This is a genomic window from Ruegeria sp. K11, from assembly GCF_056531905.1.
Genome location: NZ_JBQFMP010000026.1, coordinates 1 through 24,692 on the forward strand (window position 1 = coordinate 1; position 24,692 = coordinate 24,692).

Below are 24,692 nucleotides of genomic sequence, written 5' to 3' on the forward strand. Positions count from 1 at the left end.
TGGGACTCATGCGGGCCGAGATCGAGCGCGACATGAAGCTGATGGGCGTCACCCGCGTCGATCAGCTTTCGCGTGACAACCTGCGGTTTCGCGATCCGATGATGGTTCAGGGTAAGGTACATCGGAACGCGGCATGACCAACGATGCCCTCATATCCGATATTGGGGTCGAACTCAGATGACAGCTTTGCGTCTTTTCATTGCCAAAATAGGTTTAAGCGCCTGACGCGAATGGCTAAAGTGCAGACAACGTCAAGGCTTTTGGTGGAGAGGTCATATATGCTGAAACTTGCCCTTTTGTTTTATACACTGAACCTGTTGGCAACTTGCGCTGAGACCACGGATCAGCCGGCGACGACTGTCTCATGGGATCAGGCTGTTGAGCTTATCTATAGTGGCGAGGTGATCTCGGCAGTGCAGACGCATAGTCGTTTGGTCACACTCAGCTTGCGAGACGGTTCCGTTGAGACCGCGACGGAACCGGAAATTGACGATCTGATTGACGTAATTCGCAAGTGCGGCAGTCCGTGTGACACGATTGCGTTGGCCACCGAATAGAAACTCGGGGCATTGGTCCGGATCAGGTTGTCAGCAATATCTGCGCAGGTGCCCTCAGAGCGCTTGATGCCAGGACATGCGGGGCAGGGGCATACGGGTTGCGATACTTTCCTGCAACTGGCGTGCCGTGGTGCGTAAGGCATTCACAACCATGTCCCGTCGATTGTCGATCAGCACATTGGCGAAGTGGGGAATAGTTAGCGCCGCGATGACCATTTTGCCTGCTCCGTGAACCACGGGAGCCGAGATTTCGTTGATCGCCTGGCTCTCGGGGCTACCTAGCGAGACAAACCCGTGCCGGCGACATTCGGCGGCATGGTCGGAAAACGCCTGGAGGTCCGAGGATGTCTGGTTCGGGGCAATGGATTTCAACACCTCGATCCGCTGGGCGTCGGTGTCCAGTTCAGACAGAAAACAAGCCCCGACCGATGTTGCAAATATCGGTGTCTGGTATCCCACCTGCACAGTCACTCCATAGTTTTGCGAAGATGACACGCTGTTGATGACGATCAGATCGCCACTATCGCTGGGGACCCAGAGGTGGTTGGACAGTTCGGTTTCTTCCGCAAGGCGCTCCATATAGGGACCTGCCAATTCAGCAAGTTTGCTGTTGTCAGTGCGTTCCCCACCCAGAAGGGCGAGTTTGCCAGTTAGTTTGAAAAGATCGCCGTCCTGCCGTTCGATATAGCCGCGTTCTTCCAGAACGATCATCATGCGGAAGATTTCGTTCTTGGACCGGCCGATCCCGCTGGCCAGTTGCGACAGGCTTGGGGTGACATCCGATAAAGACAGAAACTCCAGAATATCCAGACCCTTCTCAAGTGCAGGGGCCGAGTATTTCTGTAGCTTGGTCTTGGTTTCGGACATTCACTGAACCTTTGCTGACCATTGTCTTAAGAGAAAGCAGCAGGGGCGCAAGCCCCTGTCTGCTCTGCCGGCGCTTCTGCGGGAGAAGGAGGAATGCCGGCGGGGAGAAGCATTACAACCCGTTTTTCTTGAGGATCTCACCTGCATTCTCTGGTGTGATCGCCTCGGTGCCCAGAACAACCGATTTCTCGACCTCTTCCCCTTTGAGGTGCTTCAGCGCCTGACGCAGCCCTTCGGCACCGGGCGTGGGATAGAGGAAGGTCGCGGCCAGTTCGCCATTGGCAACCCAAGTCACACCTTCGCCCGGCAAACCATCGACACCGATAAAGATAATGTCATCGGCGCGGCCCGCATCTTTGGCCGCCAGATAGGCACCATAGGCCATCGGGTCATTGTGGCCATAGACCATGGTGATGTCTTCATAGTTGCGCAGGGCGGTCGACATGATGTCATAGGCCTGATCCTGCTTCCAGTCGCCCGACTGCTTGTCCAGCAGGAAGGTCACGCCTTCTTCGCCTTCAAACGCGGCGTGGAATGGGTCCGACCGGTCAAAGGTCGCCTGCACGCCTAGCCCGCCATAAATCTCGACGATATTGCCTTTGGCGTTGCCCTTGCCGCCCAGCAGTTCCAGCGCGTATTCACCGGCGGCCTCGCCGATCAGCACGTTGTCACCGCCGACCCACTGTACGAACTTGTCGGTGTCCACGTTGCGGTCCAGAACAAAGACCGGAATGCCCGCATCGGTGGCTTGTTCAACCACACCGGTAAGGCCGGCGGATTCCTTGGGTGAAATCAGGATGGCATCAACCTCCTGACGGATGAAGTTCTCGACGTCTGCGACCTGCTTGTCGGTGCGGTCATTGGCGTCGGAAATCAGCAGTTCGACATTGTCGTGCAGGTCGGCCTCGGCGCGTAGGTCCTTGTTAAACTGAACCCGCCAGGGTTCAACCGTCGTCACCTGAGAAAAGCCGATCACATACTTGTCTTGCGCCCATGCCCCGCTGGCCGAAAGTGCCATCGACATGGCGGTGGCCGTCAACAGGCCCTTGCCAAATGTTCTTCTTTTCATAGTCTACTCCTTAGTCATGATGCGGGTTTTTTCGATTTCCCGCGTTCTGATTGCGCTCTGGCCTTGGTCCGCCAAGATTTAAGGTCAGAGCCTCCTCCCTCTGCCCAGGCGTTCTTTTGCCATGACAAAGATCTCTTCAAATCGCCCTTCCTGAAGCAGGACGGCGACCACGATGATGATGCCCTTGAGGATCAGCTGCGTGTTGCTGTCGATGTTGTTGAGTTGCAGGATGTTGCTGAGGAAGCCGAAGATCAGCACGCCCACAAATGTCCCCATGATCGCGCCGCGCCCGCCCATCAGGCTGGTGCCGCCGATGACCACGGCTGCGATGGCGTCCAGTTCCAGACCCAGACCCGCATCTGGTTTACCTTGCCGGAACTGGGCAACATACAGCACCCCGGCAAGCGCCGAGAGACCCCCGGCCAGCGCATAGGTGATGATCTTGTTGCGGCCCACATTGATACCCGCCAGACGCGCGGCCTCTTCATTCCCACCAATGGCCATCAGGTAGCTGCCGAATGTCGTAAAGCGGGTGATCAGGAAGAACAGCAGCAGCACGGCGAGGAAAAACAGGCCTGGCGCCGGCAGGACACCCCATAGCAGCTCGCGCAAAACTTCGAAGTTCTCGGTTGCGTTCGAACCAGTATAGACCGGGTAGACGGCGGTATCTTGCCCCGCAATGACGCGGGCCAGACCCAGCGCTCCGACCATCATGGCGAGCGTCACGATGAAAGGCTGCAACCGGCCATAGACGATCAGCGCACCGTTCACCGTGCCCATGACAGCGCCGATACAAGGCACGACGATCAACACCGCCAGTACCCCGAACTTTGGCATCACCTGACCGGCCAGCCAGATCATGACGCCAATGGCGATGGCGGCGGCGACTAAACGGCTCAGCATCCGCGAGGGCGCACTGGTGGTCGCCGCCGTTTCCGAGGTTCGGTTCAGATTGCTTTGCACGAAATAGATTAGCGCCGCGATGCAGACGAACAGCACCACACCCGTTGCGGGTACACCAAAATAACTGGCCGCCGTCCAGCCCTCCTGCGTCAGCAGCATGGCGCAGATCACAGTGCCCAACGCCATGACAGACCCTACGGACAGATCGATCCCGGCGATGAAGATCACCATGGTCATCCCCACCGCCACGATCCCCGTGACCGAGACCTGACGCAGGATGTCCGTCAGATTGCCCAGCGACAGAAAGATATTGTTGCCTTTGGACGACAGCGGCGAAGTCAGCGCCCCGAACAGGATCAGCGCGAACAAGCCCCAATAAAGTTTAGTCTTGTTCAAAAGCCGCATGAACATCGCGGTGCCGGGATGTTCCTGTTTCACTGTCTGGCTGTTGGGTTCCATAACGGTCATATCTTTTCTCATGTTGGGGTCGCGGCGGTCAGCGGAACTGCATCGCCAGGGCCTTGATCGAATCCACGGTCATCTCGGCGCGCGATAGTTCTCCGGCCAACTGCCCTTCGCACAGCACGATCATGCGGTCGCAGACGGCCATGAATTCCGACAGTTCCGAGCTGGCAAACAGGACCGAGATGCCCTGATCCGCCAGCCGTCCGACCAGATCGTAAATCTCGTCCTTGGCACCGATATCGATGCCGCGTGTGGGTTCATCCAGCAGCAGAACGCGCGGCTGGGTCGCCAGCCATTTGCCCAGAACCACCTTTTGCTGATTGCCGCCGCTCAGATTGCCGACGGCGTGCTCGGGCCCGGTGGCCGCCACCTTGAGCGTTTCGATGGCCTTTAGGGCCTGCTTGCGCTGCTCGGCCTCGGAATAGCGGCCAAACCGCGATTGCAGCGGCATCAGGGGCAGGGCGACATTCGAGGCGATCGACCGATCCAGGATCAGCCCGTTGCCCTTGCGATCCTCGGTGATCAGCGCCAGCCCATTGCGCACCCCATCCTGCGGTTTGACCGGGCGCAGGGGCTTGCCTTCCAGCGTGATTTCGCCTCGATAGGATTCACCGCGCGCGCCAAAAAGTGTCTCCAGCAGCTCGGTACGGCCAGCACCCAACAGGCCGCCGACGCCCAGCACCTCTCCACGTTTCAGATCGAACGAGACATCGTCCAGCACCTTGCGATGACCCGCCCAGGCCGACAGGTTGGCGACCTGTAGCACGACCTCGTCGGTGGCCGGGGTCTGACGGTCAACCGCGTTGATCTCGACCGTGCGACCGACCATCATGCGGATCAGTTCTGCAGGTGTAGTCTCGGATGCCAGCCGGGTGCCGATCAGGTTGCCATCGCGCAGAACGGTGACGCGGTCCGAGATCTCGAACACCTCATCCATCCGGTGCGAGATATAGACGACCGCGACGCCTTGAAGGGCCAGATCACGGACGACCTCCATCAGAATATCCGCCTCAGCCTGCGAAAGGGCCGAGGTCGGCTCATCCATGATCAGCAGCCGCGCGTTCATCAGCAGGGCGCGGGCGATCTCGACAAGCTGTTGCTCGCCTACACGCAAATCCTTGAGCGGGGTATCGATGTCTAACGTGAAGCCAAACCGCGACAGCGCCTGCCGAGCCTTTTGCCGCAGCGCCTTGCGGTCGATGAAAGTACCGAATTTGCGGGGCTCATGCCCCAGCAGAACATTTTCGGCCACCGTCATTTCGGGGATCAGGCTCAGTTCCTGATGCATGATGACGATGCCGTGGTTTTCCGCATCGCGCGGCGAGTCGAACGCGACCGTTTCACCGTCGATCTGGAAGGTGCCGATTGTCGGTTTCTGCACGCCGCTGATGATCTTGACCAGCGTGCTTTTGCCCGCGCCGTTTTCCCCCATCAGCGTGTGAATCTCACCGCCATCAAAGGTCAGGTCCACGTCACGCAGCACCGAAATGCCTAAAAATGACATGCCGATCCCGTTCAGAGACAGGGTGATCTGGCTTTCCGTTCCGCGCTGCGCGCGAAATGCCGATTGCACTTTCGTCATTACAGCGCCTCCCTTCGCCGCTCTTAACGAGTCGTTTGAAACCGTTTCATATACGAAACCATGCGTGCTGGTGAAGCGTCAAGGATTTTTTTCGCAGGGTGTTCAAACCGCCATTTCTGGCATTTGCGCAGGCAGTTTTGGCTCCCCCCAGAAGGGCTCAGGCCTGAAGGCCGAACTTCTTGATTTTGTTGTAAAGCGTGCGGGTGGTCATGCCCAATTCCTCGGCGGTTTGCGCGCGGCGAAAGCCGTTTCGTGCCAGTGCCTCGGCGATCCAATCCCGCTCGGACACGGCCACTCGTGCCGGCGTTTCATCCGTCTGCGCCTTCGGAATACCCGCTGATTTTCGCCGCAGAAAGTCGATCGCTTTGAGGTCGATCGTCGCTCCGCCCGACCTGCGTACCGCGCGTTGGACGGCGTGGTGCAACTCTCGCACATTCCCGGGCCAGTCGTGCTCCAGCATCAACCGTAACGCAGCGTTCGAGAACTTCGGGGGCTCGCCACTGACCTGTTGGCCAAGGTACATGGCAAGTTCTGGGATATCGTCAACGCGGTCGCGCAATGGCGGCAGGGTGATTTCATGGCCGGAAATCCGATAATACAAGTCCTGCCGAAACGTATCTTTCTCGATCTGTCCAAGCAGATCCTGCGTTGTGGTCGATATGATCCGGGCATCCGCGCGCCGGAGCGTATGATCTCCGATACGCTGCACGGTTTTTTCATCGGTGAATTTCAGAATCTTGCCCTGATGCTCGGGCTGCAATGCGGTGATTTCGTCAAAGATGATGGTGCTGCCCGACGCTTGCTCCAATGCGCCGCGTTGGGTGCCAGTACTGCCCAACGCGCCGGGCGCTCTGCCCAGCAAATGCACGCCGCATTCCTCACCGCCCAGGGCCGGGCAATCCACGACCACGGGTTGCCGCCGGGCACTAGGCCCCGCTTCGTGCAGCCTAAGGGCTGCGCGGCTTTTGCCCGTCCCGGTCTCGCCAATCAAAAGAACCGGAATGTCTTCATAGGCCAGATCATCAAGTTCTTCGCGGATCATCTGCATGGCATAAGACGAGCCCACCAGATCATTTACGGTGTTCGAGGGGACCTGCTTTATGCGCGTCAGGCTGGGGATCGCGGTAAAGCCTTTGGTGACTTCGCTAAGGGTTTGCTCGACCGGTAGCCGGTCAAGCGTCGAACCCGCAACAAACCCCTGCACACCACAGATACGGGTGATGGCCAGCGCCTCTTCGGGCGAGGTGATGGGGCCGCCGTGGCACAGTTTGTCGACCGAGGCTGGTACGCCGTCGAGAACCCGCTCGATCTGCGCCGCTGCGGTTTCCAGTGTCAGGTGTGTGCTCACGCCCGTCGCGCCGCTGGTAAAGCCCACGTTTACACAGATGGCCGTCGCACCTGCATCGACCATCCTGCGGGCCTGCGCGTTGGTGTGGACATAGACGAAGGTGCCCAGACCGGCCGCCGCCGCCTCCTGCACCAGCGCGATTTCGCGGTCGAACCCCAACCCCTCGCGCTCCATCAATGCGCCCAGCCGTCCGTCGATCAGCGTGGTTGACGGGAAATTGCAGACGCCTGAGAAGCCAAGCCTTTTGGTTCTTTGCACCAGATCGCCGATGTCCAGATCGGGATCACTAACCGAGAACCCCGCGTAGATCGGCGCAGAACAACGGCCCAGCATCTCGCGTTCGGCAAATTCGATGACCCAGTCATTGGCGGCCCGGACCGGCAGAAAGCTGGTCAGGGACGAGGCACCCTGCACCCGGAAACGCCCTGCGTTCAACGCCAGCAGATAATCGGCCCCGGCCTTGTCTGCCGCTTTTGCCGTCAGGCCCGATCCGACAACCGCCGCAAACAGAAAGCTCTTGTCGCGATTTGTCATGCCGCGCCCTCGCACCAGATCAGACCATCCACATCAAGCGTGCTGAGCGGAACCATGCGCTCGTGCCATGCCGAGGTATAGGCAAACACGCTGACCTGCTCTGCCTCGTCCCGGATCGTCTCAATCACCCTTTGTAGTGAGCCCAGAACAAGCGCGCCGCTGTCGGGGCTGTCCACGTCCAGCAGGCCGGGGTGCAGGACAAGTTGATCCAGCCCGGCCTTCAGCGCAGCACGGGCCTGCGCCAGCGAGATGAAAAAGGCCAGCGTCTGAAACCCGGCGGCTTCGGCGCGGGCCAGAAACGCGTATTCGAACTCGGGCGAGGCTGGGATTGTCGACATCGACTGGCGCAAACTGCCATCCAGTAGTATCGAGGAGGGCCAGTTCACCACACCGCGATACCCTTTCTCGTAAAGTTGCGAGAGCATGGTCGCCTCGGATCCGAACGGATCGCTGGCTAATATGGCCGCCCAGTCGCCCTGTTTCGACGCCTCGCGCAGCGCGCGGTTTTGGTCAAGCCGGGGCATCACAAAGGCCAGATCTGCCTGTGAAACGCTCAGACCGCCCAAAGCAGGGCAGTAGATGCGGTCGATCTGGTCCGGGTCGGTGGCGGGCGTGCCAGTCAGTGTCAGGTTTTGCATGACTCTGTATAGGAAGAGATTTCCATATTTGAGAAGCTAATTCTTGTTTTTTCTTACTATCTTAAATGCTGATGAGCATCTAAAGGCGTTAAGCTCTTGTAAAATAGTGACATTTTTCTTCACCGGAAATGAGCCCAATGCTGTGCCGATTTCTGAAATTCGGACATTGTCGTCTCAACGGGAGGAATCATGACCTTATTTCTGATCGTCACCCTGAACGGGCTGACGCTTGCAGCGCTCTACTTTTTGGCAGCCAGCGGCTTCAGCCTGATCTTTGGGCTGATGCGCACGGTGAACATGGCCCATGGGGCGTTGCTGCTACTGGGTGGTTATGTCGGTTACAGCATCGTCGATGTTACCGGCTCATGGGGTCTGGGCGTGTTGGGCGGTGGATTGGCGGCGGCCTTGGCTGGTGCCATCGTGCAGGCTGGCATTTTGGGCTGGATGCAGGGGGATGAGCTGCGCCAGACGCTTGCCTCGATTGCGATCTCGATCATCATGGCCGATCTGATGCTGTGGTATTGGGGCGGGCTGACCTATCAGGTCGAGCTGCCCGATGCCCTGGCCGGAGGGCAGCGTCTGCCGGTTCTGGGCGTGGGGTATGCCAATATCCGTCTGGCGCTGATGGGCTTTGCGCTGGTGGTCGGAATTGGCCTGTGGTTCCTGATCCAACGGACGCGGTTTGGCGCGGTGATCCGGGCGGGTGTGGACGATCAAGACATGCTGCGGGCCTTGGGCTATCCGATCAACCGCATCTTTGTTCTTGTCTTTGCCCTGGGCGGCATGCTGGCCGGAATGGCCGGGGTCGTCGCCGCCAGCGCGCTGTCGATTGCGCCGGGGACGGATCTGCAGTTCCTGCTGTCCTCGCTGGTGGTGGTGATCGTCGGCGGCATGGGTTCGATCGGAGGGGCCGCCTTGGGCGCGCTGTTGGTTGGTCTGGCCGAGCAATACGGGCTGGCCTATGCGCCCACCTACGGCGTCGTGTTCACCTTTGCGATCATGGTGCTGGTGCTGGCGGTGCGGCCGCAGGGTCTGCTGGGAAAGGCCGAGCAATGAAACAGGCGCTGATCCTTGTCCCGCTTTTGATCCTGCCCTTTGCGCTGAACGACTTCTGGCTGACGCAGGTCGCCACGCGGTCGCTGATCCTTGGGATCATGGCGCTGAGCCTCAGCTTTCTGGCCACCTATCTGGGCGTTGTCTCGTTCGCGCAGGCAACCATGGCCGGGATTGCGGGATATACCATCGCGTTTTTTGGCCCCAATACGGTGGGCATCGGGGTTCCGCTGCCGTTCTGGGTCTCGATCCCGCTGGCGCTGATCCTTGCGACCGTTTCCGGCGCTCTTGTCGGCCTGATCGCGCGCCGGTCGCGCGGGATTTACGCCATCATGATCACGCTGGCGATTGGGGTGGCGTTCTTCTACTTTACCCGCCAGAATTATACCTTCTTCAACGGCTGGACCGGCTTTTCCGGCGTCCGTGCACCCGAGATTGCGGGCTTCAGCCTGCGTGATCCGCTGCCGCTGTACCTGTTGTCTCTGGGCATGGCCGCGCTGGCGCTGGCGCTGGTCAGCGGCTTTGTCCGTTCACCGCTGGGCCTGACCATTCAAGCCGTGCGCGATGCGCCGGGGCGTGTGCTGGCGCTGGGGATTTCCGTTACCACGCCTATCGTTGCCGCCTTTGCCTTTTCAGGCCTGCTGGCCGGGGCCGGAGGCATTCTGAACGTCTGGTATCAGGAACGCATCTCATCCTTCTCGGTCGGGCTTGGGCCCATCATCGACATCCTCATCATCTCGGTCATCGGCGGTCTGCGCCATCCGGGCGGGGCGTTCGTCGGTGCGGTGGTCTTTGTCCTGCTGGACACCTTCGCCGTCGACCTGATCGACCGCGAGCGGTTCAACACGCTGATCGGCGTCGTACTGCTGCTGATCGTGATCGTGGCCCCCGGTGGGCTGCAACAACTGGCAAGCGACTGGATGGCGCGGCTACGCCGTCCGGAAATCAAAGAAAAATCAACTGTCTGAGCACACTCATAGGGAGGAACCTTAAAAATGAATAAGCTCAAAATGGCTGCATCCGCGCTGGCGCTTAGCGTAATGGCGGTGCCTGCATCTGCCGAAGACGTCAAGATCGGCGTGATCTCAATTCTCGAAGGCGCGTTTGCCGCGTTGGGTCAGGACGGCATCCGCGGCGCGGAACTGGCGGTTCTGGAAGCCGGCGGTGAGGTTGATGGCAACAAGATCGAAGTCATCACCATATCCTCGGACGCCAGCCCGGACAGCGCGGTGAATGCAGCCCGCAAGCTGATCGAACAGGACGGTGTGGACATGATCGTCGGCCCGCTCTCTGGCTCCGAAGGTCTGGCGTTGCGCGATCTGTCGAAATCCTACCCTGCCGTGACCTTCATCAACGGCTCGTCAGCGGCACAGGACACCACGCTGCGCGACAGCTCTGAAAACTTCTTCCGTTTTGGCGGCGATGGTGCGCAGTGGATGGTCGGCGTTGGTGACTATGCCTATAACGACATGGGTTACAAATCCGTGGCCGTGATCGCCGAAGACTATTCTTTCCCCTACACTCAGGTTCTGGGCTTCATGTCCGAGTTCTGCTCGGCAGGCGGTCAGGTGCCCGAGAAGTTCTGGACCCCGATCGGCAACAAGGATTACTCCTCGGTTGTCTACTCGATCCCGCAGGATGTCGACGCGATTTTCGTGGCCTTGGGCGGCGCGGATGCGGTCAACTTCTTGACCCAGTACAGTCAGGCGGGCGGCGACAAGCCGATCATCGGCGGCTCGATCACCATTGACCAGTCGATCCTGGACAGCAAAGGCCCCTTCAAGAAACTTCTGGTGGGCGCGCCTGCGGGCACCCCGACCGTCAGTGACTATGACGGTGCAGAGTGGAAAGAGTTCTCGGCCAGCTACACTGACGCCTTCCCTGATGGCTTCTCGGCCCCCTCGATCTTTGCCCATCACTATTACATGGCGGCAAAAGCAGGTCTGCTGGCGCTGGATGAAGTCGATGGTGATCTGTCCAACGATCAGGCAGCGTTCCGCGAAGCGCTTACTAACCTGACCTTTGTAACCCCGACCGGCGGCACCATGCGTCTGGATAAGAACCGCAACGGCGTCGTCGACAACTTTGTGACCGAAGTGTTCGAACGCGAAGACGGCACGTTGGGCAACCGCGTGGTCAAGGTCGTACGCGATGTCGATCAGCTTCTTGGTCAGGACGAAGAGGCGTTCCTGGCCTCGGGTCCGGTCAGCCGGGACAACCCTTCGTGCCCGTAAGCCACTCACATAACACCGCCAATGCCCTGGAGGTCCGGGGCATTGGCAAACGCTTTGGCGGGTTCTGGGCGGTTCAGGATATCGACCTGACCGTCCGCCCCGGCGAGCGGCGCGCAATCCTTGGGCCGAACGGGGCGGGCAAGACCAGCCTGTTCAACGTGTTAACCGGGGATACCAGCGCCACGACCGGCCAGATCACCCTGTTTGGCGACAGCGTGACGCGCGAGCCGATCAACAAAAGAATTCAACGTGGGCTGCGCCGGACCTATCAGCACGCCCACCTGTTTAACGGCCTGACCGTGCGCGACACGCTGTTTCTGGCCGTGGCCGGGGTGCGCGGTGGCTGGCGGCAGGTGCTGCCTTTGCGGAGCGGTGATGACCGGCTGGCCGAGGCCGAGCGTCTGGCTGAGGTGGCTGGTGTAACCGATGTACTGGACCGCGAAACCTCGGAACTCAGCCACGGGCAGCGGCGGCAGCTTGAGATCGGAATTGCGCTGGCCGAGAATCCGAAGATTTTGCTGCTGGACGAACCGGCGGCGGGGTTGTCACCTGCTGAGCGTCCGAAGCTGAGCGCGCTGCTGATGTCGTTGCCCAAGGATGTGACCGTCGTGCTGATCGAGCACGATATGGATATCGCCCTGCAGACCTCCGAGAGCGTTTCGGTCCTCTACAACGGGCGGATGCTGGCCGAGGGCTCACCTGACGACATCATGCGCAACGAAGACGTGCATCGCGTTTATATCGGAGGTGCGCATGGCCACTGATTTGCTGGATGTTCGCACGCTGGACCTGCGCTATGGCTCCAGCCATGTGTTGCACGAGGTCGACCTGACGGTTGGCAACCGCCCGCTTGGCATTCTGGGTCGTAACGGCATGGGCAAAACCAGCCTGTGTAATGCCATCATGGGCCTGCACCCGCATTCGGCGGGAGAAATCCGGTTTGACGGCGTAGACATGACCGGTCTGCCGCCCGAAAAACGCGCGCAGATGGGGATCGGCTATGTGCCGCAGGGACGGCGGGTGTTCCGGTCTCTGACCGTTGAGGAGCACCTGAAGATCGTCGAACGCAAGGGCGGCGCGTGGTCTGTTGACCGGGTGTACGAGATCTTTCCGCGCCTCAAGGAACGTCGCCGCAATCTGGGCAACCGCCTGTCGGGCGGGGAACAGCAGATGCTGGCGATTGGCCGCGCGCTGCTGTTGAACCCGCGCCTGATGGTGCTGGACGAACCGACCGAGGGGCTGGCCCCGGCGATTGTCTCGGACGTGATTGATCTGATCGAACTGATCGCAAGCGAGGGTATTGCGGTGCTGCTGGTCGAACAGAACATGCATGCGGCGCTGGCCGCCGTGCAGGACGTGGCCATCATGGTTGGCGGAGAAGTTGTCGAGCGTATGACAGCAGAGGCCCTGGAAAACGATCCGGCGATGCAAAAGCGCCATCTGGGGCTGGAACCCGGGCAGTCGGGCTGAGAAAGGGAGAGAGGATGACAAAAAGAGCTTACGTGATCGGCACCGCCGACACCAAGGGGCCGGAACTGCGTTATGTGCGTGACCTGATCGACGCGGCGGGGATGGAAACCGTACTGGTCAATGTCGGCACCAAAGGCGGCGAGGCTGGCATGGATGTAACTGCCACCAGCGTCGCCGCCTGCCATCCTGACGGTCCGGCTGCGGTGTTCGTGAACGACCGGGGGCAGGCTGTGACCGAGATGTCGCGCGCGCTGACGGCCTTTGTGCTGGGCCGCGACGATCTTGGCGGCATCATTGGGCTGGGCGGCTCGGGCGGGTCGGGGATTATTGCTCCGGCCATGCAGGCTTTGCCCATCGGCGTGCCCAAGGTGCTGGTCTCGACGCTCGCATCGGGCGATGTCTCGGCCTATGTGGGCGCGTCGGATGTGAATATGTTCCACCCGGTGACGGATGTCTCGGGCCTCAACCGCGTGTCGCGCAAATTGCTGGGCAACGCGGCTCATGCGCTGGCGGGCATGATGGCCAATGAGGTGCCCGATGCCACAGATGACCGCCCCGCGCTGGTTCTGTCGATGTTCGGTGTCACCACGCCCGCCGTGCAAGCCATCACCGAAGGGCTGTCCGGCGATTACGATTGCCTCGTGTTCCACGCCACCGGCAGCGGTGGCCGGTCGATGGAGCAACTGGTCGATCAGGGCGACGTGGCGGGTGTGCTGGATATCACGACGACCGAGATCTGCGACCTGATCGTGGGCGGCTTCCTCAGCGCGGGCGAAGAACGCCTCGACAGTATCGCGCGCAGCAAACTGCCTTATGTGGGCTCATGTGGGGCGCTGGACATGGCGAATTTCTGGGCGCCCGAGTCGGTGCCCGCGCAGTTCAAAGACCGCAATTTCTATCACCACAACGCGCAGGTCACGCTGATGCGATCGACGCCCGAGGAATGCGCGCAGATCGGCACATGGATCGGCAACAAGCTGAACGCCTGCGACGGACCGGTGCGGTTCCTGCTGCCCCTGCGTGGTGTCTCGGCGCTGGATATCGAAGGCGGGGCTTTCCACGATCCGGCGGCCAACGAGGCGCTGTTCCAGGCGCTGCGCGACACGGTGGTCCAGACCCACGACCGGCAACTGGTCGAGCTGGACCTGCATATCAATGATCCCGCCTTTGCCGAGGCCGCGATCAACAATTTCAACGAAATCTATGTAAAGAAGGATACCTGAGATGGCAGTCACGGGACGCGCAGAAATCCTTGGCCGCCTGCGGGCCAAAATCGCAGCAGACAAGGTGATCGTCGGCGGCGGAGCAGGCACCGGCCTGTCCGCCAAATGCGAAGAGGCCGGCGGCATCGACCTGATCGTCATTTACAATTCAGGCCGCTATCGCATGGCGGGCCGCGGGTCGCTGGCGGGGTATATGTCATATGGCAACGCCAACGAGATCGTCGTGGACATGGGGCGCGAAGTGCTGCCTGTTGTCAGAAACGTACCCGTTCTGGCGGGTGTGAACGCCACCGACCCGTTCTGCATCATGGACAAGTTTCTGGACGATCTGGCCGCCATGGGTTTTGCCGGTGTTCAGAACTTTCCCACCGTGGGCATCATCGATGGACGCTTCCGGCGCGAGCTTGAGGCGACCGGCATGTCCTATGACATGGAGGTCGAGATGATCGCCAAGGCCCGCGAACGAGACCTGCTGACCACGCCATATGTATTCAGCGCTGACAACGCCGCCGAAATGGCCAAGGCGGGCGCGGATGTGATCGTGGCGCATTTTGGCCTTACCACGGGCGGATCAATCGGCGCCGGAGACAGTGCGCCCGATATTTCAGAATGTGCGCGGCTTTATGACGAATGGGCGGCAGCTGCGCGGGCCTATCGCGATGACCTGATCTTTATCTGCCATGGCGGTCCGCTGGCAGAACCTGAGGACGCGCAGAAATTCCTTGACCTCTGCCCCGATTGCCACGGTTTTTATGGTGCGTCATCCATGGAGCGACTGCCCACCGAGCGGGCCATCACAGCCCAGACCGCCGAGTTCGGCAAACTGCGGCGTGGTACTGAACGCTCCAGAGGGGCGGCTTGACGACCAAACGCCAACGTTCAGGACTGTTGCGCAACCAGAAAACTATCGGAGAATTTCTATGATCGGAAAATTCATGCTTTCGGCAGACACGCCACAGGAAACGCTCGATTGGGGCAAGTTAAAATGGATGAGCAACCCACCCGCAACTGGTGCTGGGCAACTCACGGTGATCGAGGTCAGCCTTGCGCCCGGTCATGGCCACGATTTTCATAAACATCCCGATCAGGAAGAGGTCATCTATTGCGTCGCGGGCAAGGTCGAGCAGTGGCTTGGCGAGGAAAAACGGGTTATGAGCCCGGGAGATTCGGTTTTTATCGGAGCTGATGTGGTCCACGCCACGTTCAACATCGGCGACAGCGACTCGACGCTATTGGCCATTCTGGGGCCATGCGTCGGAGAGATGGGGTATAAGATCGAAGACGTCGCGGATAAGGCGCCTTGGAACGGTCTGCGGTAACCCACGGGCAGGCAATGGCACGAATCTGGCGTATTCGAACCAGGAAACCAACGCGCCGCAAAGCCATAGCCTAAAGAGGTTCTGTCGCAAACTTCGCCCCTACCTGTCAGTTCAAGTGCATTTCTGGTAGCGCGTATTGGAACATGACAGGAGCAGGCCGTGGCGATTTCATTTAAGGGCGCGCATTTTCCGAAAGACGTGATCTTGTACGCGGTTTTCTTCTACCTTCGCTACGGTGTTTCCTACCGGGATCTGGAAGAAATCATGGCGGAATGTGGCGTTGATCTGGACCACGCGACTCTGAACCGATGGGTGAACCGATATGCCGGTCTCATTGCTGAAACAGCGCGGTATAGAAAGCGTCCCGCAGGCCGTTCGTGGCGCATGGATGAAACCGATGCGAAAGTGAAAGGCGCATGGGTTTATCTTTATCGAGCGATCGACAAACAAGGCAAGACACTGAACTTCACGCTGTCCAAGCGCCGAAACAAGGCCGCTGCCACAAAGTTTTTCGCTCGTGCGCTCGAAGCGAACGGGCTCCCACGCAAAATTGTTATAGACAAAAGCGGGGCAAACATCTCTGGTATCAAGGCGATCAACAAGATGCTCAAGAGCTTTGGTTGTCACATCCCGATTGAAATGGTCAGGCGAAAATACCTCAATAACATCATTGAACAGGATCACCGCTTCATCAAACGAAGGATCAGACTCATGCTGGGATTCAAATCTTTCGCGGCAGCCACATCTGTCCTGGCAGGCATAGAATTGGTCAACATGATCCGCAAAAGTCAAATCACGTCCGGACTCCTTCCGTTTCAGCAGTTCATCCAACTGGCAGGATAAACAGCTCACCAACACCACTGATGCTCTGCCTTCTAAATAGTTTGCGACAGAACCCCCCTGCGCGCCTCAACCCAAATTCTTCTGACAAGACCTTTGCGGAGGCTTGCCCTTTACGACTGGGACCCGTCTGACATCGCGCACCGGATTGAGCGGTGCCGGGCGGACAAACTTCTTTTAAAAAATGGGCCAAAAGCGTAGAGCCTTTGGATACTTACCGCTGGGACCTGCGAGCAGACCAAAATTACCATGCCCCGTAAATATAAGACATTTACACGTGCTTTGCCTTAGTCGGCGAGGCCCGAAAGACCAGAACGACCCAAAAGTAACGCGGTTGGCGTGCCGCAGGATGGCGTGACTATGACCATGGGGGGCAGTAACTCGTCGTTAATTCGCCCCTTCCTCAATGCCAATACGGCCATCTTCGTACGATATGGCTTCGCCTGAACGATCAATGAACTGACCGGCCCACTCAATGCTTGCCCCGCTGATTACATCACGCATGAGGCGAACAGAGTCCGAGGTTTCGAATTCGCCCCCGGGCAGCATTCTTGTTTTTGTAGGCCCTGGTCTTAGTGAAAAATAAGAGATGTCCATTGTGGCCAGTTCTGCGCCCAGAGATTTGGTAACGGCGTGGGCAGCAGCCTTGGTCGATTGGTACATAACATTTCCGGGCGCTGTCATCAGCGGGTAGATACCGGCGTAACTTCCAAGCGTAGCTCCCACCGGTTTTGGCGCGGATCTGAGGTTTGGCACGAGGGCCCGCGTCACGATTGCGGGTCCCAAGACATTAACCCGAAAAACAGTCGTCCAATCTTCGAGAGGCGCCGTTAGGGCGGACTTTGTATTGTCACCCATCTGTCCGGCGTTGTTGATCAGGACGTCGATGCTTTGCCCGGCCAGTTCGGCCTGCACCTTGGTCACCGTGTCAGGGTTTGACACGTCCATCTTCATGATGCGGGCGCCTACATCGGCAAGATCGTCCTCCGGGGTCACATTGCGGCAGGTCGCAATGACCTCCCAGCCTGCTTCTGCATATTGCCTGGCAAACTCCAGTCCCAACCCGCTGTTGGCACCCGTTATGAAGACTGTTGGCATCTTAAATCCCTCCTTTAATTGAAAGTCTCACAGATTAAGAATTCGGGCCGTGCCGTTTTGGCCCACGACGCCGCGTTCGTGTCGCAGATAGCGGTATTCGGAAATGCGCGTAGCAATGTGTTTTACCGTACTTGCCAGGGCCGGTGTTCACCCGGTTATTGCCAAACCATCTTTGCCGAACAGGTGTATTTTCTCAGGATCGGGAACCGCCTTTATGGTTTCCCCATCCCGCCAGTCTGCGCGTTTGGCGGTCTTAACGACCAATCGCTGCCCATCGTCCAATGTGCCGTAGACGATGGATTCATCGCCCAGATGCTCGACCAATGATACCTTGAAATTCAGGTGCGGGTCAGCGGTCGCGTCGGATAATTCAATGCTCTCGGGTCGGATCCCCGTTGTCAGGCTTTCACCGCTTTCCAGCTTGGCCCCCTGAATGGGACGTTCGAACCTGAAAGCGCCATTGCAGATCGAAACTGCCAGGCTGTTGCCGTCAACCTGATCGACAGTCCCCGGGACGAAATTCATCTTCGGCGATCCGATGAAACCGGCGACAAACAAATCTTTTGGTTTTTCATAAAGTTCCAGGGGCGCCCCGATTTGCGCGACCTCACCCTGGTTCAGCACGATAACGCGGTCTGCCATCGTCATGGCCTCGACCTGATCGTGAGTCACATAGATCATTGTCGCGCTGAGTGATTTGTGCAGGCTTGCCAGTTCGACGCGCATATCGACGCGCAGGGCGGCGTCCAAATTACTGAGCGGTTCATCAAACAGGAACACCTTGGGCTCGCGCACGATCGCGCGCCCGATCGCAACGCGCTGACGCTGCCCGCCTGAAAGTTGTCCCGGTTTGCGATCAAGAAGTTCCTCGACCTGCAAAATCCGCGCCGCATCTGCCACGCGCCGTTCGATTTCATCCTTTGACGCCTTGGCCATCTGCAACGCAAAGGCCATGTTCTGCGCCACCGTTTTCTGCGGATAAAGCGCGTAACTTTGAAAGACCATCGCAAGGCCGCGCTTCGCAGCGGGCACGTTGTGGATTGGAGATCCGTCCAGAAGGATGTCGCCCGAGGTGATCCGCTCAAGACCGGCGATGGCGCGCAAAAGGCTGGATTTCCCGCATCCTGACGGCCCGACCACAACAATGAATTCGCCGGAGTCCACGGTGGCACTGATACCTTTCAACGCCTCGTGGGCCCCGTATCGCATGACGACGTTGTTGAGCTCTAATTGTGCCATCAGATTATTGTCCTAGCCTTTAACCGCACCCGCAGCCAATCCTTGCGTCAATCGCTTCTGGAACGGGATGAACAGCAAAAGGGCGGGCAGCGTGGTGACGACCGAGGCCGCCAAAACCGCTCCCCAACTTACTGTATCGGTTCCGAAATACTGGCTGATCCCAAGTGGCAGGGTTTTAAGTTCTTTTGCGGTCAGGATTGCCAGCGCGAATAGAAACTCCTGCCACATCAAAAGAAATGCATAGGTCGCCGTGGCCACCACACCGGGCATGATCACCGGGAAAATGATCTTCCAGATGATCCAGAACCTTGGGCACCCGTCCATTATCGCCGCTTCGTCAATTTCATGAGGTATCGATTCAAGGTATCCCACGAGAAGATAGATTGAGAATGGCAAACTGATCGCGACATAAACAAAGATCATCGCCATGTAAGAGTTCAGCAAACCCATTCTGGCAAACATGATGAACACCGGTGTCACCAGTATGACCCACGGGAACATCTGCCCGGTCAGAACCGTCCCAAAAATCAGCTTTTTGCCGCGGAATTTCATGCGCGAGAAGACGTAGGCTGACATGACAGCAATGAAGGTCGAAATGAGGGTCGAGATCAGGCAAAGCCCCACACTGTTTAAGACCAAGCGCGCGAAGCCCTGCGAGAAAATCAACTGGTAATTTTCAAACGTGTACGGAGTGGCGCCTTTCGAAAAAAGCGAGGTTTCGCTTTTGAAAGACGCGTTCAGGATCCAAAGCACCGGAGCAACAAAGAACAAAAGAGCCGCCACAGTGACAATCAGGATCACCCCTTCGGTCAGCTTATCGCGGAACTTGTGGGCGGCGTCGGAACCGGGGCTTTGGCGCATGCTTTGATCCATCAGAAGAGGTCCCGGAACTGGCGAAGGGCCACATGACGATAGTAGAAATACGTTATAACCATCATGAACGCTGCCATTACCATGCCGACCGCAGAGCTTAGCCCAAGGTTCAGGTCAACGAAGGCACGAATATAGATTTCGGTTGCCAGGACGTTTGTCATAAGACCGGGGCCCGCGCCGGTCGCCAGCCAGACATACACGAAGTTATTGAACGAAAAGAACACCAGCATCAGCGTCATGACGACGAATGTTGGTTTCAGATGGGGTATGACCACGTGGATCAGCCGGTTGAAGTAATTTGCGCCATCAACCTCTGCGGCGTCCAGCAGTTCATTGGGGATGGATTGCATCGCGGCGAGGAAGGTAAACGTCACAAATGGAAGAGTGTTCCATACCATGATCAGAACCAGCGATGGCCAGACGAAGCTTGGGTTGGCCAAGAACGCGATCGGCTCTGATACGATCCCAAGCGCTATTAGATAGTCATTCACGACGCCAACGGACCCGTCGAGCAACCACCGCCACGTTACCACGGCGACAATCGGCGGTGTCGCCCAAGGGATGATCAGGCACACCCGCGAGACCGTGGTGAGTTTGTATTTCTTGATCGTCTTCGAATTTAGCAACAGAGCCAAAGCAAAGCCAAAGACAATTCTCAGAATGATTGGCAGGATGGTTAGCCAGTAGATCGTGTTCCACAGCGTATTTCCAAACGTCCGGTCATTGAGCAGCTTGTCATAGTTTTCAAAGGCAATGTAGTTTCCGCCGTCGCGTAGCTTCAGCAAGGTCAGATCGGTAAAGCTGTTCAGGAGGTTGAAAACCGTTGGATAGCCGTAGAACAGAACGATAAAGAAAAATGTGGGCACCAACATGCTGGCGATAAACAACCGATCCGCGCGCTCTGTCATTGACTTGGTCTTTTCCGGTTAAGAAGCGAATGCGCCAGGGCCTTGGAAAACAGCTGGCGCACTCTGTCTCATGGTGTGGTTGCCATGAACCTGCGACGTTTGACCTACTGAGCCTTCGCGAGTTCTTCTTGCAGCGTGGACAGAAGGTCGGATGCAGCTTCGTCGATTGTCTTCTCTCCGACAAAGGCAGAACCAAACTCGCGCCCAAGCGCATTCCACATCGTCGGGATCGTCACTGGCCCTTCCGCATAGGGACCCCAAACGCGGGCATTTTCGCTGAGCTGTTTGATATTTCCGGCAAGCCATGGCTCAACATCGAGATCCTTCAGGAGGCTATACTGCGCGGGCAGCTCGTTGTTGTAGTGCTGAGTCATGGTGCCTTTGCTGGTCATGAAGCTTAGAAAATCAAACGCGGCCTCCGCATGGGCGGTATTGGGATTGATAGCCAGCATCTTGCCACCAAGGTGGGTCTGTGGCTTGAACGAGCCTGTCATTGTGTATCCGGTTTCAAATGGTATGTCGTCGCCCGCGCCAGGGTTCTTTTCATTGTAACTCGCGACAACGGCCCGCAAATTCGGCGGCGGCATAATTCCGATTGCGATGTCGCCATCGGCCAGACCTTCGATAATTACAGGGTCGAACCAACTGCTCAGACCAAGGAAGCTCTCGGGGACAAGATCATCGTCAAGATAGGCTTTGTAATAGGTCATGACGTCGACGAGATCTTCTTTGGTCACGCCAACTTTGTATCCGCCCGCGCCGTCATCGACCATCAGGCCGACGCCATTTGACCACATGTAAAAGTTCGAAAGAAACCAGATGGTGTTCGTCGATGCGCTGCCAAGCGGCGTTCCAAAGCCGATTTTCCCGGTCTTTTCCTTGATTTGTCGGCTGACGTCCTGAAGCTCTTCCCAAGTTGTGGGAAGCTCCGTAATTCCCGCTTCTTCAAGAATGTCGGTGCGGTAAATCATCGACCACGTGTCCGTTGTCCAAGGAACGGCGTATTGCACACCCTCATCAAGTGCGAGGTCCCTTGCCACGAAATCGTCGATCCCTGCATGAAGTGATTTCTGTTCGATCAGATCATTTAATGGCAGCAAGGCACCTGAACGACCCAGGCTCTTGGGCCAGACAAATGCGATATGGACAACATCGGGACCAACTCCCACAGCAAACTCGCGCAGATATTGTTGCCGCGCTTCCCCCCAGGTCAGTTGTTGGAAGTCGATTTTGATGTCCGGATTCTGTTGCTCGTACTCCGCGATGGCCGCAAGGACACCTTCGGTCTGAGGGTCATTAAAGCGGAATGACAATGTCGTCTGCTGAGCCAGTGCCGCCGTGCTGACCGTAAGGGCAACGGCTGACCCCGTCAGTACCTGGCCTATGCGTTTCCTGAAAGACGTAAGATTCATGCCCATTCCTCCCGCATGATCGTGAACTCTGATGTCTGCCGGTGTTGAAATAAGTCCTTTAGCAGATAAAATCTAATATGAGATATCAAGTGATATCTCTTATGTCAACGAAGCGATTTTCTGAACGCTGACAGCCGGTTCATCAGAATGGGGAGGCGCAATTTCGACGCAGCAAGAGTATGCAAAGGACTGTGGTTTCGTCGTAAAACTCCGGTTAGCCTTCACGAACGGACTTTCCTGAGTTAGATATATCCGCTGGAGAGCGCCTTGCCCGGGAACCATGATCTTGGCTCTTGCTTCGGCGCAAATGGGATTGGACCAACCTCTTGCAGTTGAGGAGCGGAAATGCATCCAAGTGGCAGCAAACCCCAGAACAACGGGAAACCGCCGCGGCGCATATTGCGCAATGAGGCGCACGCCAAGTTCATGCAGTATCTGTATTCGTCCCGACTGCGTCCGGGTGAGCTGGTCTCGCAGCGAGAACTGTGCGAGTTGCTGGACATCCCAATGGGGCCTATGCGCGAGGCGCTAAAACGATTGGAAGCCGAAACCGTCGTTCGTCTGATCCCACAACGTGGCGTGAAAATTCTCGATGTCGATGAAAAGACGGTGGAGAACGCGTTTCAGATGCGTTTGATGTTCGAGATGACCGGGCTGGAAAAATTTATGCGACTCGGTGACAATGCGCCCGCAATTGACTTGTTGCGGCGGACCAACGCGGTCCTTGCCGAGCCGGATACGTCGACGGAGTTGGAAATTGAGGCAATCAATCTTCGGACATCTCTGGACCATGAAATGCACTGGCTATTTGTGCGGTCACTGGACAACGAGATGGCCAACGATTTCTTTGAATGGGTTCTAAATCGGTTGCGCCTTTCTCGTTTGGCATATCGTTTGAGAGATGGACGCGATGCAGAAGTTTTTAAAGAGCACGTAGAGATCTTAGAACACGTCATCGCGGGAAATCTGGCGAGCGCGCAGGCAGCTTTGACAAGCCACCTTGAGAACTCGCAAAAGCGAGTGTTGGGAATTTCACGATAGCCAGTTCACGCATAGTGGCTTGCAAGATTGTGCGTGTGCACCAACTCACCGGCTTGTATTGTGCAGGTTGCTTTGCCGATTGCTACGTTGCTGCGCCTTAGAAAGTCTCCCGCATTGAAATCCTTCAAAGCAATCTTGTGGAAGGCCGGAATGGTCTCCCGCGCCACGATGTGGTCGGTCGTTCCGCAGCCGCTCAACACTATGGATTGTCCGGGGGACACTGCCTTCAGGACAATCGCGACTGAGTCTGCCGCATGTGACACAATGGCCATGACCGCGTTGCTTTGAGATGGCTGCTTTGTGGTCAAAGCGTCTCTCCGAAACGGGCGATCACTTCATTCCCTTCGCCCAAAATTTCTCCAAACGTCAAAGCCCCTGAACTGACCTCGCAGACCCGGGTAATCAGTTCGTCCACGATCTGCGCGGTGCGTTGAGGATGAGATACGGCTTCAGCTGCGCAGAAATCGAATTGCTCCGGTAGGCGTTCGACTGTCTCGCGATTTGCAGATATCTTGAGCGACGGGGCCAAGCGTCCAGCGAAAGAATTTCCAACGCCAGAGGTGAAAAGTGAAAGCTGCGCACCGGCTGCGACAAGACCAGTTAAGGACTCTGGTGTGTAAGAAGGCCCGTCCATAGCTGCCAGGCCGTTGCCAGTATAATTATCGCCGTATTCAAGAAACGCGCTCACCGGCATGCTCCCGGATTTGATTACGCTTCCGATTGCCTTGTCCTCAATCGTGGTCAAGCCCGCGTCGATATTCGCGCGATTGGGATTGTTTCCCATCAGATCAACCCCAATGCTCCGAGCTTGTTCCACGCGTCGCCTTACGGCGTGGACGATCTTTTCCGCGATGTCTTTTGAGACCGCTCGTTCCGCAAGTGCAGTTTCACTGCCTAGCCATTCCAGCGTTTCGCCAAATACTGCTGCGCCCCCGTCTTGCACCAGTGCATCGACGACATGCCCGACAATCGGATTGGCAAACAGGCTTGAGCTTGGGTCGGACATGCCACATTCCAGAGCCAAGAATAAACGATTCCACGGAAATAATTCTCGTTGTTGTTTTGAGATCTCCGAAAGGAGCCGAGCGCCCACGCGGACGGCCTCGGTGCGAAAAGAAAGAGCGTCACGACCCGTTTCTTCAAGTGTTACAAGACAGGTGGGGCGACCATCTTCGGAGAGCGATGCCAGAAGTTCGTTTGCCTTGTCGCAATGTGCGCTGAGCACCAAGACTGCGCCGGCGTTCGGATGGCGGGCGAGGTTCGCGATTGTGTTATTGACTGGTTCTTCGCCCCGGCCAGAAATGGCCAGACCGTGATCCATGGAGATCAGGCAGCTGCCCCGCAGATCTCGCGATATCGCGCTAGCGGACGGCCCCGTCAGACCCGTTATATTTAGGATTAACAGATAGTTGCGAATTCCGGGTCTTCCCTTGAGGCGGGGATAGCCCCAGAAATGGCCCTTCGAGTCATTCAATTTCTGAAGGTTGGGTTCTTCCATCTTGTCAATTTGCTCATGATACTGTGTCGGGTGTAATGTTCGGGTCGAGAGTGTTGGCTTGCCTGTCATCTTCGAACCTTGGTGACAAATTCGGTTAGCGCGTTGGCAAAGCACTATGAATTAGCCGTATATTCGTAGCGGGCCGCTCGCTGCAGGGGCTCCTCTGTGCCTGTCCACGCGATCAAGACCGTAGTCTTGCAGAAGACAATTTGTTTCGGCTTACAGGTTTGGAATGAATATTGCCCTTCTTGGAAAACAGTACATGGTTTCGCGTGCGCTGAGGTCTTATGGATTATCTGAGATATTATCTGTGATATCAAGTATAAACTATAATCGTCGTACCCGTCATCGGTTGACGGGAACTTCCGGACATATCGAATTTTGAAGTAGATTTGGCGCCTTCATAGATCGTGCGGTTGTCGATCGGATGGGTTCTGTCGCAAATTTCTTTGAGAGTTGTATAGACGAAACTGGATAGGCGGTTATCCCGCCAGCTGGATAAACTGCTTAAACGGGCGGAG

25 protein-coding genes are annotated in these 24,692 nt (G+C 57.5%); 11 read left to right on the forward strand and 14 right to left on the reverse strand.

The features are described from left to right. Positions 1 to 278 precede the first annotated feature (278 nt). Positions 279 to 557: a hypothetical protein gene (locus tag ACR0K4_RS22110; protein ID WP_480855807.1), complete on the forward strand. Its 279-nt coding sequence runs from the start codon at positions 279 to 281 to the stop codon at positions 555 to 557. A gap of 54 nt (positions 558 to 611) precedes the next feature. Here ACR0K4_RS22110 and ACR0K4_RS22115 read toward each other — a convergent pair whose 3' ends face one another. The 6 genes from ACR0K4_RS22115 to ACR0K4_RS22140 all read right to left on the reverse strand — a co-directional run bounded on the left by ACR0K4_RS22115 (position 612) and on the right by ACR0K4_RS22140 (position 7,963). Continuing rightward, positions 612 to 1,424 carry an IclR family transcriptional regulator gene (locus tag ACR0K4_RS22115; protein ID WP_480522179.1) on the reverse strand — a complete coding sequence of 271 codons (813 nt, stop codon included), beginning with the start codon at positions 1,422 to 1,424 and terminating at the stop codon, positions 612 to 614. Between the two features lie 112 nt (positions 1,425 to 1,536). After that, positions 1,537 to 2,493 carry a substrate-binding domain-containing protein gene (locus tag ACR0K4_RS22120; RefSeq protein ID WP_480855808.1) on the reverse strand — a complete coding sequence of 319 codons (957 nt, stop codon included), beginning with the start codon at positions 2,491 to 2,493 and terminating at the stop codon, positions 1,537 to 1,539. An 84-nt stretch (positions 2,494 to 2,577) separates the two neighbouring features. Further along, positions 2,578 to 3,864, reverse strand: a complete 1,287-nt coding sequence (locus ACR0K4_RS22125; RefSeq protein ID WP_480855809.1) for an ABC transporter permease — start codon at positions 3,862 to 3,864, stop codon at positions 2,578 to 2,580. Between the two features lie 28 nt (positions 3,865 to 3,892). Beyond that, entirely contained in the window at positions 3,893 to 5,443 is a 1,551-nt protein-coding gene (locus tag ACR0K4_RS22130) for a sugar ABC transporter ATP-binding protein (RefSeq protein WP_480855810.1), read from the reverse strand. Between the two features lie 157 nt (positions 5,444 to 5,600). Then, positions 5,601 to 7,325, reverse strand: coding sequence for a phosphoenolpyruvate hydrolase family protein (locus ACR0K4_RS22135; RefSeq protein ID WP_480855811.1), 1,725 nt, complete (start codon positions 7,323 to 7,325; stop codon positions 5,601 to 5,603). Next, the gene (locus ACR0K4_RS22140; RefSeq protein WP_480855812.1) at positions 7,322 to 7,963 is read right to left on the reverse strand and encodes a phosphoenolpyruvate hydrolase family protein; all 642 of its coding nucleotides are present in this window, start codon (positions 7,961 to 7,963) and stop codon (positions 7,322 to 7,324) included. The genes ACR0K4_RS22135 and ACR0K4_RS22140 overlap by 4 nt, the downstream gene beginning before the upstream one ends. 189 nt (positions 7,964 to 8,152) lie before the next feature. On the opposite strand from ACR0K4_RS22140, the gene ACR0K4_RS22145 reads away from it, so the two are divergent. The 9 genes from ACR0K4_RS22145 (at position 8,153) to ACR0K4_RS22185 (ending at position 16,105) form a co-directional block, all read left to right on the forward strand. Next, positions 8,153 to 9,019 carry a branched-chain amino acid ABC transporter permease gene (locus ACR0K4_RS22145; protein WP_170444300.1) on the forward strand — a complete coding sequence of 289 codons (867 nt, stop codon included), beginning with the start codon at positions 8,153 to 8,155 and terminating at the stop codon, positions 9,017 to 9,019. Beyond that, positions 9,016 to 9,984 carry a branched-chain amino acid ABC transporter permease gene (locus ACR0K4_RS22150; protein ID WP_480855813.1) on the forward strand — a complete coding sequence of 323 codons (969 nt, stop codon included), beginning with the start codon at positions 9,016 to 9,018 and terminating at the stop codon, positions 9,982 to 9,984. The genes ACR0K4_RS22145 and ACR0K4_RS22150 overlap by 4 nt, the downstream gene beginning before the upstream one ends. A gap of 27 nt (positions 9,985 to 10,011) precedes the next feature. Next, a complete protein-coding gene (locus ACR0K4_RS22155) occupies positions 10,012 to 11,250 on the forward strand; it encodes an ABC transporter substrate-binding protein (protein ID WP_480855814.1) in 1,239 nt (412 codons plus the stop codon). Then, positions 11,241 to 12,014, forward strand: coding sequence for an ABC transporter ATP-binding protein (locus tag ACR0K4_RS22160; protein ID WP_480855815.1), 774 nt, complete (start codon positions 11,241 to 11,243; stop codon positions 12,012 to 12,014). Before ACR0K4_RS22155 ends, ACR0K4_RS22160 begins: the two co-directional genes overlap by 10 nt. Next, a complete protein-coding gene (locus ACR0K4_RS22165) occupies positions 12,004 to 12,720 on the forward strand; it encodes an ABC transporter ATP-binding protein (protein WP_480855816.1) in 717 nt (238 codons plus the stop codon). Before ACR0K4_RS22160 ends, ACR0K4_RS22165 begins: the two co-directional genes overlap by 11 nt. A 14-nt stretch (positions 12,721 to 12,734) precedes the next feature. Beyond that, on the forward strand, positions 12,735 to 13,943 hold the full coding sequence (locus ACR0K4_RS22170) for a Tm-1-like ATP-binding domain-containing protein (RefSeq protein ID WP_480855817.1): 1,209 nt from the start codon (positions 12,735 to 12,737) through the stop codon (positions 13,941 to 13,943). Position 13,944: 1 nt separating this feature from the next. Then, positions 13,945 to 14,805, forward strand: a complete 861-nt coding sequence (locus ACR0K4_RS22175) for a phosphoenolpyruvate hydrolase family protein (protein WP_480522191.1) — start codon at positions 13,945 to 13,947, stop codon at positions 14,803 to 14,805. Between the two features lie 58 nt (positions 14,806 to 14,863). Beyond that, a complete protein-coding gene (locus ACR0K4_RS22180) occupies positions 14,864 to 15,262 on the forward strand; it encodes a cupin domain-containing protein (protein WP_480522192.1) in 399 nt (132 codons plus the stop codon). A gap of 159 nt (positions 15,263 to 15,421) precedes the next feature. Beyond that, complete coding sequence (locus tag ACR0K4_RS22185) at positions 15,422 to 16,105, forward strand: IS6 family transposase (protein WP_480855818.1); 684 nt, start codon at positions 15,422 to 15,424, stop codon at positions 16,103 to 16,105. Positions 16,106 to 16,489: 384 nt separating this feature from the next. Here the strand turns inward: ACR0K4_RS22185 and ACR0K4_RS22190 are convergent, their stop codons facing one another. The 5 genes from ACR0K4_RS22190 to ACR0K4_RS22210 all read right to left on the reverse strand — a co-directional run bounded on the left by ACR0K4_RS22190 (position 16,490) and on the right by ACR0K4_RS22210 (position 21,638). Then, positions 16,490 to 17,200 (reverse strand): SDR family NAD(P)-dependent oxidoreductase, encoded by a 711-nt coding sequence (locus ACR0K4_RS22190; protein ID WP_480522194.1) that lies wholly within the window; start codon positions 17,198 to 17,200, stop codon positions 16,490 to 16,492. 147 nt (positions 17,201 to 17,347) lie between these two features. Then, positions 17,348 to 18,439, reverse strand: a complete 1,092-nt coding sequence (locus ACR0K4_RS22195) for an ABC transporter ATP-binding protein (protein WP_480522195.1) — start codon at positions 18,437 to 18,439, stop codon at positions 17,348 to 17,350. A gap of 12 nt (positions 18,440 to 18,451) precedes the next feature. Then, positions 18,452 to 19,312: a carbohydrate ABC transporter permease gene (locus ACR0K4_RS22200; protein ID WP_480522196.1), complete on the reverse strand. Its 861-nt coding sequence runs from the start codon at positions 19,310 to 19,312 to the stop codon at positions 18,452 to 18,454. Further along, positions 19,312 to 20,220 carry a carbohydrate ABC transporter permease gene (locus ACR0K4_RS22205; RefSeq protein ID WP_480522197.1) on the reverse strand — a complete coding sequence of 303 codons (909 nt, stop codon included), beginning with the start codon at positions 20,218 to 20,220 and terminating at the stop codon, positions 19,312 to 19,314. The genes ACR0K4_RS22200 and ACR0K4_RS22205 overlap by 1 nt, the downstream gene beginning before the upstream one ends. Positions 20,221 to 20,324: 104 nt before the next feature. Beyond that, positions 20,325 to 21,638 (reverse strand): ABC transporter substrate-binding protein, encoded by a 1,314-nt coding sequence (locus tag ACR0K4_RS22210; RefSeq protein ID WP_480522198.1) that lies wholly within the window; start codon positions 21,636 to 21,638, stop codon positions 20,325 to 20,327. A gap of 339 nt (positions 21,639 to 21,977) precedes the next feature. Here ACR0K4_RS22210 and ACR0K4_RS22215 point away from each other — a divergent pair, with 339 nt between their 5' ends. Then, a complete protein-coding gene (locus ACR0K4_RS22215) occupies positions 21,978 to 22,673 on the forward strand; it encodes a GntR family transcriptional regulator (RefSeq protein ID WP_480522199.1) in 696 nt (231 codons plus the stop codon). A gap of 5 nt (positions 22,674 to 22,678) precedes the next feature. Here the strand turns inward: ACR0K4_RS22215 and ACR0K4_RS22220 are convergent, their stop codons facing one another. The 3 genes from ACR0K4_RS22220 to ACR0K4_RS22230 form a co-directional block, all read right to left on the reverse strand. Continuing rightward, positions 22,679 to 22,981, reverse strand: a complete 303-nt coding sequence (locus ACR0K4_RS22220) for a UxaA family hydrolase (RefSeq protein WP_480522200.1) — start codon at positions 22,979 to 22,981, stop codon at positions 22,679 to 22,681. Beyond that, entirely contained in the window at positions 22,978 to 24,171 is a 1,194-nt protein-coding gene (locus ACR0K4_RS22225; protein WP_480522201.1) for a UxaA family hydrolase, read from the reverse strand. Before ACR0K4_RS22225 ends, ACR0K4_RS22220 begins: the two co-directional genes overlap by 4 nt. 316 nt (positions 24,172 to 24,487) lie before the next feature. Next, on the reverse strand, positions 24,488 to 24,692 hold a 205-nt coding region (locus ACR0K4_RS22230), incomplete at its 5' end, for a hypothetical protein (RefSeq protein WP_480855819.1).